Genomic DNA, 16,262 nt, shown 5'->3' on the forward strand with positions numbered 1-16,262 from the left:
CATTTTTTTGATAGTGTTGCGGTTATAATATGTTGATTTCCGCTCCAGGCACTTGCTTTCCGGGGGGCAGGCGGTGAGCTTCCTCGTCGCTGACGCTCCTGCGGGATCTCACCTGTCCTGCTAATCCCCCAGGAGTCAAGCACCCTCCGCTCCAATCAACTTGTTTGGCTGTCACTTAAGCAGTTCGCCAATTCCAAGTTGTTATTTTCTTTAAATATATGGAAACAAATGTAAACATCACCTGCAACGACACTATCTATTCTCTTCTTCTTTTCACCTATATTTATTTGATATCACCGTTGTGCCGTAGATGTTCTACTCTTCTAAGTAAGCTTCCTAAATATGACATTGTACTATATGAAGATCATCTTAAACAAAACAGTAGGATAGATACGTAAACGACCAATCCCTAAATAGAGGCTTTCAACCATATGATAGATGAACAAAAAATCAACATTTAGAGGGCTATTTTAAAAGAAAAAGACTGTAGGTAATCATCTTTTCGATGATTGCCTGATTTTACCCCTACTAATCGATTTCTTCTAGCCTTTCTTGAAGCATTTCCTGTATCATATAGTCAACTTTCTTTTCAATTTCTAAGAAACTGTACTTAGTCATATAGCCTACCTTATGAAATAATTCACTTTTACAGCGCCAAATTGGAATATACGCATTTGGATAGGATTCTTCATCTTTTTCTATTCCAATTTCGATAAAGGATTCATAACAAGGCTCAAACATACTCGTTTGATCTACGATTTTTCCTTTTAAAGTTCTTAAGCATTCAATCGTTAAATGTGCATCTAATTTTTGGAATTCATCCCGATGTTTTTCTTCCATTCGTTTGCACATGTCGCTACATTTATTCTCTAAAGTCAAAATTTGATTTTTGACCTGATTATTAAAATCAATCACCTGTAACAATTTATCACCTCGTGTACTGCCTCATTGAAACTAAACTATCTCTAAGGAGTCATTTTAGCTCAATTCCAATTTTCTTACAAATAAAAAGTAAAAAACCCTCCAGCAAGGAGGGTTAAAGATTAAGATTTAAGTTTTTCTTTTAATACTTCTACAGCCTTTTGGATTTGTGTGTCATTATTATTAATTAGCTCTCTTAGCTTTTCCATTAACTTTAACGTCGTTTCACCTTTAAGAATTCCAGTCGCTTCAAGCTTTTCTGCTTTTTGAAAACTGATTAATGCCTGTTCAGTTTTTTCATCAAAGAAGCCATCTTCTCTACCAGGGTCATAGCCTAAAGCTTTTAGCATTCCTTGAGCCGATTTTACCTGAGCTGACGAGCTTGAAAGCTTAAACTCCTCTTCTGGATTAACAAGTGTTAACGTTGAATAGTCCGGAAGTGCAACCTCATAATTTGGCGTAATTCCTTTTTCATGAATCCAGTTCCCATTCGGAGTCAGCCATTTTTCAGTTGTAAACTTGATATTAGAGCCATCTTCAAAATCCTGAGCTCTTTGAACTGTCCCTTTACCAAAAGACTTTTCACCGACTAAAGGTACATCGGCAGATTCGCTTACTGCAGCAGCAAGTATTTCTGAAGCACTCGCACTTCCTTTGTCAATGACAACAACTAAAGGAAGGTTAGGATTATCTTTATTATTGGACTTCATTTCCTCTACATTTCCATCTCGATCTTCGATTTGGAAAAGGATGTCCCCTTCAGGTACGAAAAGGCTAGAAATATTAATTGCCTGATCCAATAATCCACCTGGATTTTGTCTTAAATCAAGAACAAGACCCTTCATTCCTTGATTTTGTAGCTCATTAAGTTTATCAATTAACTCTTTCGAAGTGTTTTCTGAGAATGAAGTGATTTGGACCTTAGCAATCCCTTCATCAATCATTTCCCCGTACACCGTTTCTAGTGGAATAGTATCACGAACAACTGTAATTTTAAGAGGTGACTCGACACCAGGTCGTTCAATTTCAAGCTCAACCTTTGTACCTTTTTCTCCTCTGATTAACATAACAGCTTCTGTTGAACTCATTCCTTGAATACTTTTTCCATCAACTGTTAAAACTTTATCCTCCGGCTTAATGCCTGCTTTTTCTGCAGGTGATCCTTTTAGAGGAGAAACAATAACAATAAAGCCATCTCTTTCTTGGATTTCTGCTCCAATCCCTTCAAAGGAAGAAGAGATGCTTTGATGGAAACTAGCCGCTTCATCCTCATTCATATAATCAGAATAAGGATCATCGAGCGATTCAATCATTCCATTTATTGCTCCATTAACAAGCTTATTTTCATCTACTTCTTTGTAATAGCCTTTTGTTATCGTATCAAAAGCAGTATAGAGCTTGTCAAATTCTTTTCTTTCACTGATCACAGGAACTGCCTTTTCATCACCGAATGCTAATGCAAATGTTGTGATACCTGCAGAAAGAAACACAACGAAAAACAATAGCATAATGAAGTGAAATTTTTTCATTTGAATGGAACCAGATTGTTTTTCATTAGGCTCCTTATTTAATTCTTCATTTTCCAATCCTGTCACCACTTTCATTTCCATAGAGAAAAACTTTGTTGTTGATTTCAGAAAAATCCTTTATTAATTAGAATAACATTTTAACTAATAAATTAACAAAGAAAAATGTACATTCCATTAACAAAATATTAACAAAGTATGAAGAGACTTATATTTTTTCCACGATATCGAAATATTCTTCAAGTGTTATGTCTTTTTCAAAAATAACGGTGGCAGCTTGCACACCTACATAGCGAAAATGCCATGGCTCATACTGATAACCTGTGATATCTTCTTTGCCTAGAGGATACCTGACAATAAATCCAAATTTATGAGCATTTTTTGCTAACCATTTTCCTTCGACCGTTTCCCCAAACTCTTCGATTAATTCTAAGTTAACACTTCGGCTTGATACGTCCATCGCCAAACCAGTCTGATGTTCACTATATCCAGGTACAGCAACGACTTCTGATGCTGCCACTACTCCCGCTTCACTTACTTTTGCATCAAAGACACTCTTTTGTCTTTCGTAAGAACGATAGCCTGATACAGCAAAGATCTCTATATTTTCTTTTTTAGCAGCATCCAGCATAATTTCTAAGTGCTTTGCTGCTTCCTTTCGCATGTAGCTTTTTTCAATATCCAAATTACCAAAAGAAAAAGCAACATTTGGACGCACAAGGTCCTCCGGCGCATAATAATCCGGTAATGCAAATTGCTTATTTACAAGGGATAAAATATTTAAAGGATTTTGGATAATACTTTTCCCATCAACTTCTTCAATTTCATTAAAGAACTGGGATTCAAGCTTTGGTTCCGGTGATTCCTGTGTTTCTTCTGTTGGCTTTTGCTCTTCTTCTGTAGGTTCTATATCCTTTGGTGCCGCTTGATTGTCATTTTGGTTGACAAATGGAATCTTGCTGACAATTCCATCGAACTCGCTGCATCCACCTAAAAAGAGTGTTAAACTTATTCCGCTAATTAGTACAATTGTTTTTTTCATTTTTCCCACCAAATTTTTCTAAGAATTAGTAGCATATATATTAACAGTTAAATTCCAATAAAGAATTACTAACTTATTCTACAATATCTTTTTCTATAATAACAGGGAAATTAATTGGTAGGATGGGCCTGTTTCCTGAAATGATAAAAAAGCTCCACTATAAGTAGTGAAGCTTTTGTCCTTATTTAATTGCTGCTTCTAGTGAAACTTCAATCATTTCATTAAAAGTTGTTTGTCTTTCTTCTGCTGTTGTTTCTTCCCCAGTGATTAAATGATCACTTACTGTTAATACAGATAGAGCATTGCGTCCAAACTTAGCCGCTAGTGTATAAAGAGCAGCTGTTTCCATTTCAATCGCAAGGATTTGGTATTGTGCCCATTTTTCGTGTTCTGCATTGTCATTATAGAACATATCTGCTGTAAACACGTTTCCTACTTTTAGATTAAGCCCTTTTTCCTGACCAACATCATAGGCTCTTTTCAATAGATCAAAATTCGCTGTTGGTGCATAATCAATGCCATTAAAAGTTAAACGGTTCATTTGAGAATCAGTTGAAGCAGTCATTGCCAATATCACATCACGAACTTTTACATCCTTTTGAATGGCACCGCATGTCCCAACACGAATCAAGTTTTGAACATTATAACTCTGCATGAGTTCGTTTACATAAATAGAGATAGAAGGTACTCCCATTCCAGTTCCTTGAACTGAAATTCTTTGTCCTTTATATGTACCAGTATACCCAAACATATTACGTACTTCGTTATAGCAAGCTACATTTTCTAAAAAAGTTTCCGCAATATATTTTGCGCGCAACGGATCACCTGGAAGCAATACCGTTTCTGCGATTTCATTTTCCTTTGCACCGATATGTATACTCATTATGTATTTCCTCCTTAAGATTTGAAACTATGTTCTATTATACCTTGATATATATTGTCTGTAGAGTCAAGGATTTTCATGAGGGATTTTTTTATTTCATCCGGGAAAAATATCATTAGTCTTTTAAAGGAGGAACAAGAATGCCAAAGGAAAACATGAGCAAAAAGCTTAAGCAAGCTGTTCGACATGCAAATGAAACAAATCCTTCTTCAAGGAGAAATACTGAGCCACACACATCTTTAACTGTAAGAAGGCAGCATAAACAATAAACACTGGAGGGTACCATGGGAAAAAAACATCGAAGTCGAATTAATCAACCAAAGAAAAATAATCATATTCCACCAGAAGCAATCGTTGCTGAGCATGAAGCTCATGCAAAAGAAAATACATCACGCGATCGAAAAAGCACGTAAAGAAAAGCCGGGGAAATATCCCGGTTTTTCTTAATCTTAACGGATATGAATTCGATTTATGGGTGTCCAACCTCCAGGGACCAGTTTGTAATAGGTTTGTCCTAGTCTCCCTTCATCAATAAAGACGATATCCCCAGTACAAATAAATCTTCCTTCATAGTCTGCTGGAATACAATCAGTAATATTGAATTGACGGAAGACATTCTCTAAGCATTCATCATGAGTATTTCCTTCAATTTCGATTCTATAAACCTTTTTATATCCTTTTGTTTGTCTAAATTCAGGAGTTTGAAAAATGGTAACATCGTAGGTTTTCTTCTTTACTCGAGATAACTCATAAATCATTTACCTCACCCTCCTAAAAGTTTCTTGCTTTATTACATTAAAGATTGCTGTTGTCGATTCCTTCATCAAAACTTCACTATTATTGTCGAAGTGTTGTTTTTGGCACTTTTTCTGATCAAAAAACGATGAAGCCTCGTTATTTTGGCTTCATCGTTACAGATTATCTTTATAAGGGTGATTTCCGCACCAAGCAACTGCTTAACGTGCAAGGCTATTACTTACGAATATTGATTAATGACACTTTGAATCTTTTGTTTAATAGTCGGAATATCAGATGAAGAAACGCGTAAACGTACGTTTGTTTCATCCATTTCTAATGCTTCAGCAAACAGGCTAGCTAAGCCTCTTGCTCTTCTATCTACCTGTAACATGATTTCCATGTCATCACTTGAAGTAGGGAAAAAGACAAGCTCCAGTTCATCAAGACGACCACGATATGGACCAGATACTGGTACGAATTCGAATTCTTGCACAAAAGGTAGACGTCGGCGGAGGCGATAAGGTGCCTCTTCACAATCCGCTTCACGTAAACGGAATCCTAAATCACTCACTCCGTTTAACACAGCTTCCATTAAACGATTGGGAACAACTTTTATAAAATCTTTATCAGTTGGATCCACAGCATTTTTAATATCTAATCCGGTTGCCACCCATACCTTTGTTCTACCAATCGTTAATGGTGTGTCACTTGGAATTCGAAACGCAATAGGAATTTCCTTTCGCTCATTCGCTTGTATAGTAAACGGTTCTGTTAATTTGAACTTATCAACCTGACCTACATCTGTAAATTTCTTATCATCACGTTCCTTTATGTAGGTTGTGTGAATGGTCAAATAGATTGAATCAATCGTTTGCTCAATATTTCCACCTTGAATCTCAACTACACCTCTAATTTCTTCACCTGGTGTAACGGTTTCTCTTTCAAGCTTTGTATCTACTTTTGCTGCTCCAATTCCTACACTCGCAAATACTTTATTAAAAAACGACATCCCATTTCCTCCCCAAAGACCAAATTTTATTTTTCTATGCTAAGTATACGAATGCCCAAAAAAATAGTTTCATTAAACGTGAAAAATGCTCGCCTGATGGCGAACATTTTTTTATCTATCTTCCATTTCTTCATCAATAATGCATTTTGCTAATAAATATTCAAAAGTAATGTCTGCGAGCTCCTCTACTTCACCATCAGAAGGTGCGTATCCTCTTCGTAATAATTCCTGGAAGAAAAAATCTGCAATTTCATCCGTATCAATAAATACTTCAATTTCTCTCACAGCATCGCCCCCTTTGTACAGAATGTATGATGGCGAACCTCTTTTCATTCTTCTACAGACAAATTTTATGTTTCCTTTTAGTCATATTTAAGTGATGGACAAGCATAGAAATGGTTAGTAAGTAAAACACAGAGATTAAAACAACATTTGCCCCTAGCGTAAAAATATATGATAAATAGGAGGATACATAAATGATAACCATTTCAAAGACATTCGAAACAATAAGAGAGGATCTACAGCTTGAGGAAAGTCGCACGATAGCATTTTTTGAAAAAATAACCTCACTTTTATTTAAAGGGGTTTTGATACTAGGTATTCCTTTATTAATCTATATGTTGCTTTTTCTCTGATTGTGAGAGCGATTATTGCTAACTAGGAGTTGAAGCTTCCTTACAACAACTCTCATAATATGCTTATATTCTTCATCTTGAAAAAGGTTATATAACACGGAATAATCATTATATATATCAAGTAGCGCATCGATTGTCTGTCTTAATTCTTTTTTCTCATCTAAAATTTGTTTTTCTGCTTTCCGATGGGCTAACATCGGTTCATGGACTTCAACCGGATTTTGTTTTTTATTAGCCAAATACAAGAGTCCTAGCTTTTGGATAAACGTATCGGCACTATCAGCATCAGCTACAAGTGTTAGCTCTTCATCGCCAGCTTCTAGCCACTCTCCATCTTTCACTCTTGCAAGCTCGTAAATTACATCTTCCCATGCATCCTCTTTATATCTCCATATTTCGGTTCGAAAGCCAACAATTTTAAATAAATCGGCACCATAGCCTCTTACCTGAACAAGGTCTCCAATAAAGTAACGATATTCGATATCAATCTGCTCTTTTTCCGTGATACTTCCTTCGTACTCATTAATATCCTGGAGACTTGATTCCATGAATAAACCTTCACTGCCATTAACCCCATACACATGCATCCCATCTAGCCATTTAACATCTGTTAAATTCCTATTTTTATTCGATGATTCAACCTTTACTAATAAGGGTTATCTTCTTCTTTTAAATAAAAAATTAAACCCGTATACCTAAGTGGCACACGGGTTTAATTTGTTTTATCTTTTGCTTTATCTTTTGCTTGTTTATCTTGAACATTTGGATTGTTAATTTTATTATACAATTCAATTAGTCCCTTGGCTGCTTTCACCGGATCAAAAGTTCCTCTTTCACCATATTTTACTTTCACGATGAAATCACCTCGTTATAAAATATGCGAGAGGGTTTTGTCTTGTTGACAACGTATTTTTTTTTGATGTTTAATCACTTATTATTTCTCCTCCCAATGGATCCAGTCGGAACATAACAACATCTTGGAGAAGTTCATTCTAAATTGATCATTCAAATTCCTTCCATTAATTCCCAGGAATCCTCTAAAGTTTCGGGTTCACCATCTGTTCCCTCTGAAATTTGGTCGCTTCACGTTCTTGCTGCACTCGATTTCTATAAAAATACTTCCCTCGTTTTAAAGCCGTTTTAAAGATATCAATATCCTTTTGTAGAAGTTGCTAATTTCCTCTGATGTAAGAATAACTGTGCATTTCTCCAACTTCATAATATGCATTGATATAGCCCCTTCACCCTCTCGTTTGGTACACTTCGAGTACACTTGTTTTTTAGGCTGTTCCTTGATCTGCAATCTGTTTGTAGAGTTCCGCATATTGGTCAACCCGCTTGAAAATATCCTGTTCATCAACCTTGTCGGTGATTTCCCCACTATGGCTGATTTCAGATATATCGGTACTTTGGCCACGACTCAACCGCTCAACCTTCACTGCAATTTCCAGTAGTTTTGCAATTTCATAAGGTGATAATGTTTCAGGCCTAATGTGTTCTACTGCGGCTTTTACCTTAAGAAGCAACTTTCTGGAAACTTCGGCATGCTCTTTAATCATCTGTTTTCGCAGTTGAGCATTCTCCAAAATAGCCCGCTTGTCCATCTCTTCATCAAATGCCTCAGCACGTTCCACCCAGTTATGTTGAGATGACCAGCGTTTAATCAAAGAGTGATTTTTACCTAGTTTTTTCCCAACATCCTTAAGCTTTCTTGTAAGCCCTAAATTTCTATAAATAGTAAAGCCCTCAAAGACTTGTTTACTTTCGCCTTCCTGTCGCTCATATAGAGGCTTCATAATGGATGAAACCCTCCTTTTCGGTTAACTGGCGGTTAACTTTTAGTAAAGTAGCTCGCTACGATCGTGAACAATTACCCATTAATGTTATGGTTTCCACTCGATATAAGCAGACTTGTTCAACAAATCATCCAATGTATCTTCCATGCTGCCCACTTCTTTTAAAGTGATTTGGGTTTCTTCTTGTTTTAAACTAGCAGCGGTTTTCATGGTCATATCATAGAGTTTTTCTGTTGGAATTTCGGATAAATCCCGATTTGCCAATTCTTCTATTAAACGGACTAACTGCTCCCCAAATAACTCAATTCTCTTTTTCTTTGAAACATAATACTTTTCTTGAAGCAGCTCCAATTCCAACGCATAACGATTGCTGATTTCCAGCTGCAAATCCCTGCCCCATTTAATCAATGTGGGCTTGCTAACCCCGATACCCTTTGATATTTCATCATAGGAAACACCCTTTGCTCGTAACTCGATGAACTGCTCTTTTTGGTCTATTTTCGCTACTTTTATCATCGTTTTTCTCTCCTTCATTTTGTATGACTCCAAATAGATTGAATGATTGCCATGTCATTGCACTACCTATAAATACTTCGCAAATTGGATAAAGCAAAATAATAAAAATCAACATAACCATCGATAATTTCTTTATCACTTAATCCCAAATTCTTATATTTGTCCTTTACATGCTGCATATCATAAATGGCTCCATGTTGGATATATTCATTTTTAAGCCATTCATACAATCGATACTGATTCATATTTCCACCACCGTTTTATATAAATTTTTGGAATCTGCCCCCAATTATTTCCGAACTTATCCTTCCAGTTCTTCAAACTTCTGGCACCAGCCTTTAAATAAATACCGAAATTTATTAATACCAACATCCCTACCTTTGGCAATTATGCTTTGGATAACTTTTCCTTCTCGATGATAATCATTAGGGTCATGCCACAATAACTCCACTACATCAGCATCCTGTTCTATTTCTCCCGAATCCCGTAGATGGTCTAGCCTTGGCTCCAAGGATTTGGCACCTTCTCTACTCAGCTGTGCTAACATAATAAAAGGTACGTTTAATTCAATAGCAATTTTCTTTGCTGTCCGTGTCACTTCACCAACAGCATGAGAACGGGTTTGTCCAGGTGATTGTGGGATATTCATTATTGTTAAGTAATCAACAATGATTGCTGATATATCTCCATATTGCCTTCTTATCTGATTAGCTTTGGCACGCACCTCATGGATGCTGATATTACTTGCGTCTTCTATAAATAAAGGGAGTTTTTCTAATTTTTTGAATGCGTCCTCAACTTCCCCAAGTTCTTCTACCGATAATTCCTTACGTCTTATCTTGTTGGCAGGGATTAAGGTTAATGAAGATATCATTCTATTAAACAATTGATTTCGTGTCATTTCCTGAGAAAAAAAGAGAACATTTCCTATACCTTGTTTAGCAATACCTAAACCCATTTGTATTGCTTTTGCAGTTTTACCAACACTTGGTCTTGCAGCAAGAATATAAAGCCATCCACGACCTATTCCTCCCATCCATTTGTCAAACCCTTTAAACCCGGTATAGATGAAATCATCCTTTTCAAGTAAATATTCCAGGTAATCATAGCGGCTTTCACTTAATTGCTTTATGTTACCAGAAACTTTGGGTCTAATTTTTAAAGCCTGATTTTCTATTTCTGTCAAAAATGTCTCATCATCTTCAAATTCCCGTTCCTCCGATAAATATCTTATTTTTTCTGCTGCTTCAATGCCTCGCCTACGCAAGGCTTTGGATTTTACCAAATCACAATAATAGATGCTATTCGCTGTAGTGGGTACTGAGCCAGCTAATTGTGTAAGATAGGTAACACCTCCTACATCCTGTAATATCCCTTTTTGATTTAGCTGTTCAGAAACTGTCACTACATCAATAGGTTTATTTTTTCTATAAAGATTCAAAATCCCATTCCATATATGACGGTGTGCAGCATTATAGAAATCCCGTTCTTCCAATTTAGGGACAACTCCGTCGATTATATCCGGATCGTATAAAACCGCTCCAAGTACCGACGTCTCTGCTTCGAGCGAGTATGTTTGGCTAGTAGGTAAAATCATTTGGATCATTCCCTTCTTCTATCCATCGATTTAAGGCTATTTCCCGTTGCCGGAAATCTATTTCTTTTTCGTGCCTTACAAGCCTCTTTTTGTTGCCTGTCACTTCCTGTACAACCCATTGAAGGATGGCGTGATAATCAGATTTGTACTTTTTCCCGTGAGCTTCTTTATAATTATTTAGAAGTTCGATCATTTCGTTGGTCTTTTCGGGGCCATACTTTTCTATTAGCTCTTCATACTCTGTTATAAAAAGGTTAACACTACTTGCATATTTCTTTTTATGTGTAGTAGTCTCTGGTATTGCTACTGACAGATTGTCACTACCATGGTGACAAGTTGTCACTATGGAATACACCTTTTCATAATTAATCGTGTACCAATTGGTTTTATCAACTTTATATTTGTTATATTGGCCGATAGTAATTAACCCCTGATCGTCTAATGACTTTATAATTCGAATCAATGTACGCTTGGACCAAAATGGAAATTGCTTTTCCCAATCTGGATAGCTGTTGTAAATCCATTTTCTTCCGCTAATAACGTGATTACTTCTTTGTAACCAATAATGGATCTGTTGCAAGAATATAGCCTCATTAAGACCAATACTTTTTGCTAATGTAGGTAAAACAATTAAAGGAGGTTCCTCTACCAAAAGTTTTCCAATTATCAGCACCTACCCTTCATCTTTATAGCCACCCTTTATGCTCTTTAGGTCTGGTTTTAATTCTTCCTCTGGAATAAGGAAGGAAAAGATATTAATTAATTTTTGAACGTCTGCTTGACACACCGCAGCTATGCCAGGATCAATTGATTCCCACATATTTACTTCTTCCATTGCTTCAGATACTATGTGATCCCGTAACAACCGCAAAATATAAGTATTTTCTGTTCGTCCAATAATCACTTGACCAGATTGATCACCAATCCCTTTAGGGTAATAAGTTAAAACCGCTTCAATCAATGCCACTTTTATCACCTCTTTACTAAAAATAAAAAAACCGCTCACAATGAACGGTTTCTTCTCAATATATATAGGTGTTAAAAATCAGATTACTAGACGTTTTTTATGAAATTTTCTTAATTTTGTTTTTAATTTCTTTGTATCGATTGATAAAGTGACCATTTCTCTCCCAGTGCCTTCAAACACTCTGCAGGGGTATAGCCGGCTAGGAGTAAATCAATAATTTCTTTTTCGCGGGGAGAACCACTTTCCCGTAAATCTATAATAAGTTTGAGCCTGATTTTCTTATCTTTCTCTCGTATTTGCCTTTCTTCCTCTTGTAAAATAGCAACCTCCGGGTTTTTAAACCTATTATTCTCAAGAAAATTGAACAGCACATCCCCATAAACCACCTTATATTTCTTCTCTAATTTATCTCTTTTTACTCCATCCCATTTTATTCTTTCCGCTTCTTTATAAACAGCAACACGGAGGTACTTATTAATTTCATCGGGTTCTTTATTTTCCCATGCGTCCCAGTGTTCAATATTAAACCACAATGCTTGTCTGCTATAATGGCTTGGTTTTAAACCTAGGTCGCCTAAATACCAATCGATTATTTCTAGATCGCCTTCCTTAAAAGATGCTTTAACTAACTTTACAGCCAGTATGTTCTCGTGGTCATTAATCCATGGGTGATTTGCCAACGAATCCAAAACATTATATACATCGAATGTACCAACACACTCTTGAACAATATTTAGAGCATTAGATAGCTTTTTTTCGATGTTTTTTGTCCCATCAATAATTGTTTCAGCAACTGCTCCAATTCCAACAAAAAAGTTATTAATTTTTCCCATTATCCCCATAAAAAATAAAACCTCCTTATATTATGAGTAAATAACTCATTATATATAGGTGCTTAATTTCACTTTACTAGACGTTTTTCCTGAAATTTATTAAATTAAATTTCTTAAAGCCACTTTATAATATCATTTTAAACGTTCATATAACAGGGTTTTAAAGCCCTAATTACATCACGCCGCCCATTCATTTTCATATAAAACAGAATGAAACGGTGTATAAGAAAAGGCTTAAAATCAACGTTTTTAAATAGTTTAACTTAAATGTTTTAAATGCGATATAAAACATTGGAGGACAAAAGAGGACAATTTAGATGTAATAAAGTATAAAGCCCTTCTCAATTGAGTGGGGCTTTTTCCTCTTTTAGTAGACAATCCTTCTTCAACTAACGCACCACGTTCGTAATATAAGGTTAGCCAGATTTTTCTGGTTGACCTTTTTGTTTATGGTCTTATCATTACGGTAGTCGGGGTAGAACGTCGCACCCGTGGAACTCGATTCCGTCAGCTAAACTGTTCACCCCCTGCTTGTATAAACATGTTTCAGGCTGGTTGGGACCATGATCCCGTTTAACAAGCGAACCTATGACATTACAAGGAGCGTTAGGGGTTACCGACTAATATGTATTTCTAGGAGGAGGAGAAATTAAAATGAATCCAGTAATTGGTCTGGATGTATCAAAAGGGAAAAGCCAGGTTCAAGCGTTTTTAGATAAAGGTAAACCATATCGTAAGAGCTTTAGTATTGAACATAATCTTGAAGGTTTGGGAAATTTATTGGAGTTCCTTCAAGAAGTAGAAAAAGCAGCTGGCGGCTATCAACCTTCGGTTGTTTTAGAATCAACTGGTCATTATCATACTCCCGTTATTCAGTTTTTAGAGGAACAAAAATATGTTTATATTATTGTCAATCCTCTTATCTCTCATAGAGCCAAGAGCTCAAGCCTAAGAAAGGTAAAAACTGATGCAATTGATGCTTATCACCTTTGTGAACTGTTTTATAAAGAGGAGCTAGAGCCTTACAAGAAGCGTGGAATTCAACTCTTAAACCTTCGTAATCTAACAAGGCAACAAGAGAGTATTGCAGAAATATCAGCCAAAACAAAGTTACAGGTACATTCTTTAATCGATCAGGTTTTTCCTGAGTATCGAGGGGTGTTTGGGAGCCTCTATTCAAAGGTATCTTTGCTTACTTTACTAGCATTCCCTACTTCTGAGGCTGTATTAAGTGTGAGTGAAAAAGAGTAACGGATAAAATAGCTTCATTATGTATGAGTCGTTCAGAATCTTGGGCAAAGGAAAAGGCACAGAAGTTAATAGAAGCAGCCCTTCGTAATCCTTTTCAAAACAATCTCTACGAAAGTCATATTTTTAACCTTGAAATCTTGGTTAAGATTGTTCTTCAATACCAAGAGCATCTATCCAATATTGCGGATGAAATAAATGCCCTCGCTAGTGAAATTGAAGAATATGAGATTCTTCAATCTATCCCTGGAGTCGGAGAAAAAATCGCGGCAACGATTATTTCTGAAATCGGAGAGATAGATCGCTTTAATAATGCCAAGAAGTTAGTTGCATTCGCTGGAATAGATCCTAGTGTGTACGCTTCAGGAAAATTTACTGCATCGGTAAACCGTATAACCAAACGTGGCTCGTGTAGGCTTCGCCACGCCTTGTATATGGCTGTTCAAAGTGGTATTCGGGATTCCCGTAAAAAGAAAACGACTGTTGAGATCATTCCACGCAATAGAAGACTACGAGAGTTTTACGATAAGAAACGAGAAGAAGGAAAACCCTTTAGAGTAGCGATTATTGCATGTGTAAACAAACTCTTACATTGGATTTACGCCTTACTAAAAAGCAGAACAACTTTCCAAGATATAGCTTAGGACCTAAATCTAACTAAATACAACAAAACCTTCCAATTAGAGTAAATCGGAAGGTTATTTGGCATGGCCCTTTTTAGTATATCATGAGTCTATTAACCTTTTTATTGAAAAATGTTGACAAACTATTAGCTGGTTTAGCTTAAGTACAATATTTCACAATCTTGCTTTCTTGGATAAAAACTATTACTAAAAGTATTATTCTATTTTGTGTAAATATTCTAATTATGTAAAAAAGCTTACTCAAAGAGTAAGCTTAACCTCTATAAACACTATCACATGTTCCAGGTTTTGGTTCATAAAAACAATGTTCTTTAAATTGACCAGAAAAAGGTTGATCGTACCATGTAGGAGGACACCCAGGCGCCGTTGGATTAAAATACCATAGTGCATATTTCGCTGGGTGATCTCTCCAATAATTCAAATTTTTGGTTGCTAATCTTCTTTCAGATGTTCTTGCTCTTTGATAAAAAACATTTCCTTTTTGAACTGCTTCAAAAGAATAATTTCCTCCTTGAATTTGAAATATTACATCATGAATCGATCTTACATCTTTGAAGTCTAAACAGGTTGCTACTGCACGATTCACTATTACATTTCCAACATATAACATACCTTGTTTTCCTTCACCTTCGGCCTCTGCTCTCATCATCCTTGCCATTTCGTCTACTTCATGACTTCGATAATTTACTCTTGGCATTTTATCACCCCAAAAATATAATATGAAAAAAAGCCTACATTCATGTTATTGTTTATATAATAAATCACGAGAAACCCTTGTTTGATTCAAGGGTTTCTTTTTTATTATCAGAATTAATATCTTGCCTGTTTGTTATAAAAAGAGTGGCATCTACCTAAATGTATGTTGTCTCCAAGCAAATGTTACTTTTGGTAATTTAGCCCAAATAAAGAAATTATAACGAAAACGCCTACACCTAGGACAAAAGTCGTACGTAATATAGGCTAAAGGTCTTCACGAAGATGAAATTATCATGGGGAGTTGTTTATTTGAAGGAAAACATAGAGATGTGCATTTGTTTTGAATATTATTCCTGGAAAAGTCAACTTTTGTGGTACCAAACGATTGGTTTCGTCTTATCGGAGATACTGCCCAAAATGCTTTATTAATGTTTTGAAAGAATATTAAAAATAAATTTAACTAAGTGAGGGATATGAATGGAAAAAGAACAAAAACAATATCTTGAAAAGTTATTAGATTGGTGCAATGATACTTATTCCGATTGGGAAAGAATGAAACCGAGGTTTTCAAAACAATTTGATCTAAAAAGTTTGGAGGAATGGGAAGAATCATACAACGAATTAAAAGGAAAATTACAGGCAGATTTAAAAGAAGACTTTGATCACTATCAGAAAGCTCAAAATCTGTATGATCAGTATAAACTGTTATATAGAGAATCACAACCTTGTAAAGAAGAAGTTGAATCTGATGTGAGGAAGATAGGTGAGTTGTCCTCTAACTTTGATAGGGGAATAGAAATACTAGGTCAGGAAAATGACACAGTAGAAGAACTTGATAATTGAACTTATCCAAATGGCTTTTAATTTAGAAATACCCAAACAGGAATTTTACAAAAATTTCGTAGCACTACCAAGAACAGATATTCGGACCAGGAAGGAAATCGAAGTAGAATATGAGCACCCCCATATCTCCACCGTTACCTAACACATGTTATAAGAATCAACGTTAAATGTTCTGTAGTACTATAAGAGCATTGGATTAGATAGCGAAGAGAAAAAGATGACAAAGCTTTTAAAGTTATTGAAGATGAAAAAAAAGAATAACAAAAAAACCTGAAGATCTATTTGATTTTCAGGTTTTTTAGTCATCAATTAATCATAAAACTAAGAGCTAATAAAAGTATCATTTTCATCTACTAATACAGGCTTGT

The 16,262-nt window shown here is 35.7% G+C and carries 19 protein-coding genes and 2 pseudogenes; 4 read left to right on the forward strand and 17 right to left on the reverse strand.

What is annotated here, in order from left to right:
• Nucleotides 1-528: 528 nt before the first annotated feature.
• The 4 genes from FAR12_RS12175 to deoD all read right to left on the reverse strand — a co-directional run bounded on the left by FAR12_RS12175 (nt 529) and on the right by deoD (nt 4,372).
• The gene (locus tag FAR12_RS12175; protein ID WP_126408945.1) at nt 529-924 is read right to left on the reverse strand and encodes a hypothetical protein; all 396 of its coding nucleotides are present in this window, start codon (nt 922-924) and stop codon (nt 529-531) included.
• 119 nt (nt 925-1,043) lie between these two features.
• Complete coding sequence (locus FAR12_RS12180; RefSeq protein ID WP_126408946.1) at nt 1,044-2,531, reverse strand: lmo1851 family serine protease; 1,488 nt, start codon at nt 2,529-2,531, stop codon at nt 1,044-1,046.
• Nucleotides 2,532-2,655: 124 nt separating this feature from the next.
• Nucleotides 2,656-3,498, reverse strand: coding sequence for a M15 family metallopeptidase (locus FAR12_RS12185; protein WP_425456173.1), 843 nt, complete (start codon nt 3,496-3,498; stop codon nt 2,656-2,658).
• Nucleotides 3,499-3,670: 172 nt separating this feature from the next.
• The gene (gene deoD, locus FAR12_RS12190) at nt 3,671-4,372 is read right to left on the reverse strand and encodes a purine-nucleoside phosphorylase (protein ID WP_126408948.1); all 702 of its coding nucleotides are present in this window, start codon (nt 4,370-4,372) and stop codon (nt 3,671-3,673) included.
• A gap of 140 nt (nt 4,373-4,512) precedes the next feature.
• Here deoD and FAR12_RS23975 point away from each other — a divergent pair, with 140 nt between their 5' ends.
• A complete protein-coding gene (locus FAR12_RS23975) occupies nt 4,513-4,641 on the forward strand; it encodes a hypothetical protein (RefSeq protein ID WP_281275665.1) in 129 nt (42 codons plus the stop codon).
• 15 nt (nt 4,642-4,656) lie between these two features.
• A complete protein-coding gene (locus FAR12_RS23980; RefSeq protein ID WP_281275666.1) occupies nt 4,657-4,785 on the forward strand; it encodes a hypothetical protein in 129 nt (42 codons plus the stop codon).
• 36 nt (nt 4,786-4,821) lie between these two features.
• Here the strand turns inward: FAR12_RS23980 and FAR12_RS12195 are convergent, their stop codons facing one another.
• From FAR12_RS12195 to FAR12_RS12245, 12 genes and pseudogenes are all read right to left on the reverse strand, one after another.
• Complete coding sequence (locus FAR12_RS12195; RefSeq protein WP_126408949.1) at nt 4,822-5,130, reverse strand: YodL domain-containing protein; 309 nt, start codon at nt 5,128-5,130, stop codon at nt 4,822-4,824.
• 218 nt (nt 5,131-5,348) lie between these two features.
• Nucleotides 5,349-6,119 (reverse strand): sporulation protein, encoded by a 771-nt coding sequence (locus FAR12_RS12200; RefSeq protein WP_126408950.1) that lies wholly within the window; start codon nt 6,117-6,119, stop codon nt 5,349-5,351.
• A 111-nt stretch (nt 6,120-6,230) separates the two neighbouring features.
• Nucleotides 6,231-6,404 (reverse strand): YozD family protein, encoded by a 174-nt coding sequence (locus FAR12_RS12205; protein ID WP_126408951.1) that lies wholly within the window; start codon nt 6,402-6,404, stop codon nt 6,231-6,233.
• Nucleotides 6,405-6,732: 328 nt separating this feature from the next.
• Nucleotides 6,733-7,368: pseudogene (locus FAR12_RS12210) on the reverse strand (hypothetical protein); the annotation flags it as partial.
• Between the two features lie 98 nt (nt 7,369-7,466).
• Entirely contained in the window at nt 7,467-7,607 is a 141-nt protein-coding gene (locus tag FAR12_RS23440; RefSeq protein WP_156474937.1) for a hypothetical protein, read from the reverse strand.
• Between the two features lie 427 nt (nt 7,608-8,034).
• Complete coding sequence (locus FAR12_RS12215; protein ID WP_126408952.1) at nt 8,035-8,550, reverse strand: phage terminase small subunit-related protein; 516 nt, start codon at nt 8,548-8,550, stop codon at nt 8,035-8,037.
• An 87-nt stretch (nt 8,551-8,637) separates the two neighbouring features.
• The gene (locus tag FAR12_RS12220) at nt 8,638-9,084 is read right to left on the reverse strand and encodes a COG3415 family protein (protein ID WP_126408953.1); all 447 of its coding nucleotides are present in this window, start codon (nt 9,082-9,084) and stop codon (nt 8,638-8,640) included.
• A gap of 44 nt (nt 9,085-9,128) precedes the next feature.
• Nucleotides 9,129-9,311: a hypothetical protein gene (locus tag FAR12_RS12225; protein WP_126408954.1), complete on the reverse strand. Its 183-nt coding sequence runs from the start codon at nt 9,309-9,311 to the stop codon at nt 9,129-9,131.
• A 56-nt stretch (nt 9,312-9,367) separates the two neighbouring features.
• Nucleotides 9,368-10,663: a replicative DNA helicase gene (locus FAR12_RS12230; protein WP_170972186.1), complete on the reverse strand. Its 1,296-nt coding sequence runs from the start codon at nt 10,661-10,663 to the stop codon at nt 9,368-9,370.
• Entirely contained in the window at nt 10,647-11,315 is a 669-nt protein-coding gene (locus FAR12_RS12235; protein ID WP_170972187.1) for an acetolactate synthase large subunit family protein, read from the reverse strand. The genes FAR12_RS12230 and FAR12_RS12235 overlap by 17 nt, the downstream gene beginning before the upstream one ends.
• Nucleotides 11,316-11,336: 21 nt before the next feature.
• Nucleotides 11,337-11,630: a hypothetical protein gene (locus FAR12_RS12240; RefSeq protein ID WP_126408957.1), complete on the reverse strand. Its 294-nt coding sequence runs from the start codon at nt 11,628-11,630 to the stop codon at nt 11,337-11,339.
• 122 nt (nt 11,631-11,752) lie between these two features.
• Nucleotides 11,753-12,472, reverse strand: coding sequence for a hypothetical protein (locus FAR12_RS12245; RefSeq protein WP_126408958.1), 720 nt, complete (start codon nt 12,470-12,472; stop codon nt 11,753-11,755).
• Between the two features lie 645 nt (nt 12,473-13,117).
• Between FAR12_RS12245 and FAR12_RS12250 the strand changes: the two are divergent.
• Nucleotides 13,118-14,355 (forward strand): annotated as a pseudogene (locus FAR12_RS12250) (IS110 family RNA-guided transposase).
• Between the two features lie 253 nt (nt 14,356-14,608).
• Here FAR12_RS12250 and FAR12_RS12255 read toward each other — a convergent pair.
• Nucleotides 14,609-15,052 (reverse strand): cell wall hydrolase, encoded by a 444-nt coding sequence (locus FAR12_RS12255; RefSeq protein ID WP_126408959.1) that lies wholly within the window; start codon nt 15,050-15,052, stop codon nt 14,609-14,611.
• Between the two features lie 476 nt (nt 15,053-15,528).
• Here FAR12_RS12255 and FAR12_RS12260 point away from each other — a divergent pair, with 476 nt between their 5' ends.
• Nucleotides 15,529-15,894: a hypothetical protein gene (locus FAR12_RS12260; protein WP_025910033.1), complete on the forward strand. Its 366-nt coding sequence runs from the start codon at nt 15,529-15,531 to the stop codon at nt 15,892-15,894.
• The last annotated feature ends 368 nt before the right edge of the window (nt 15,895-16,262 follow it).

This window comes from Bacillus yapensis (assembly GCF_005280205.1).
Classification (GTDB): domain Bacteria; phylum Bacillota; class Bacilli; order Bacillales; family Cytobacillaceae; genus Robertmurraya; species Robertmurraya yapensis.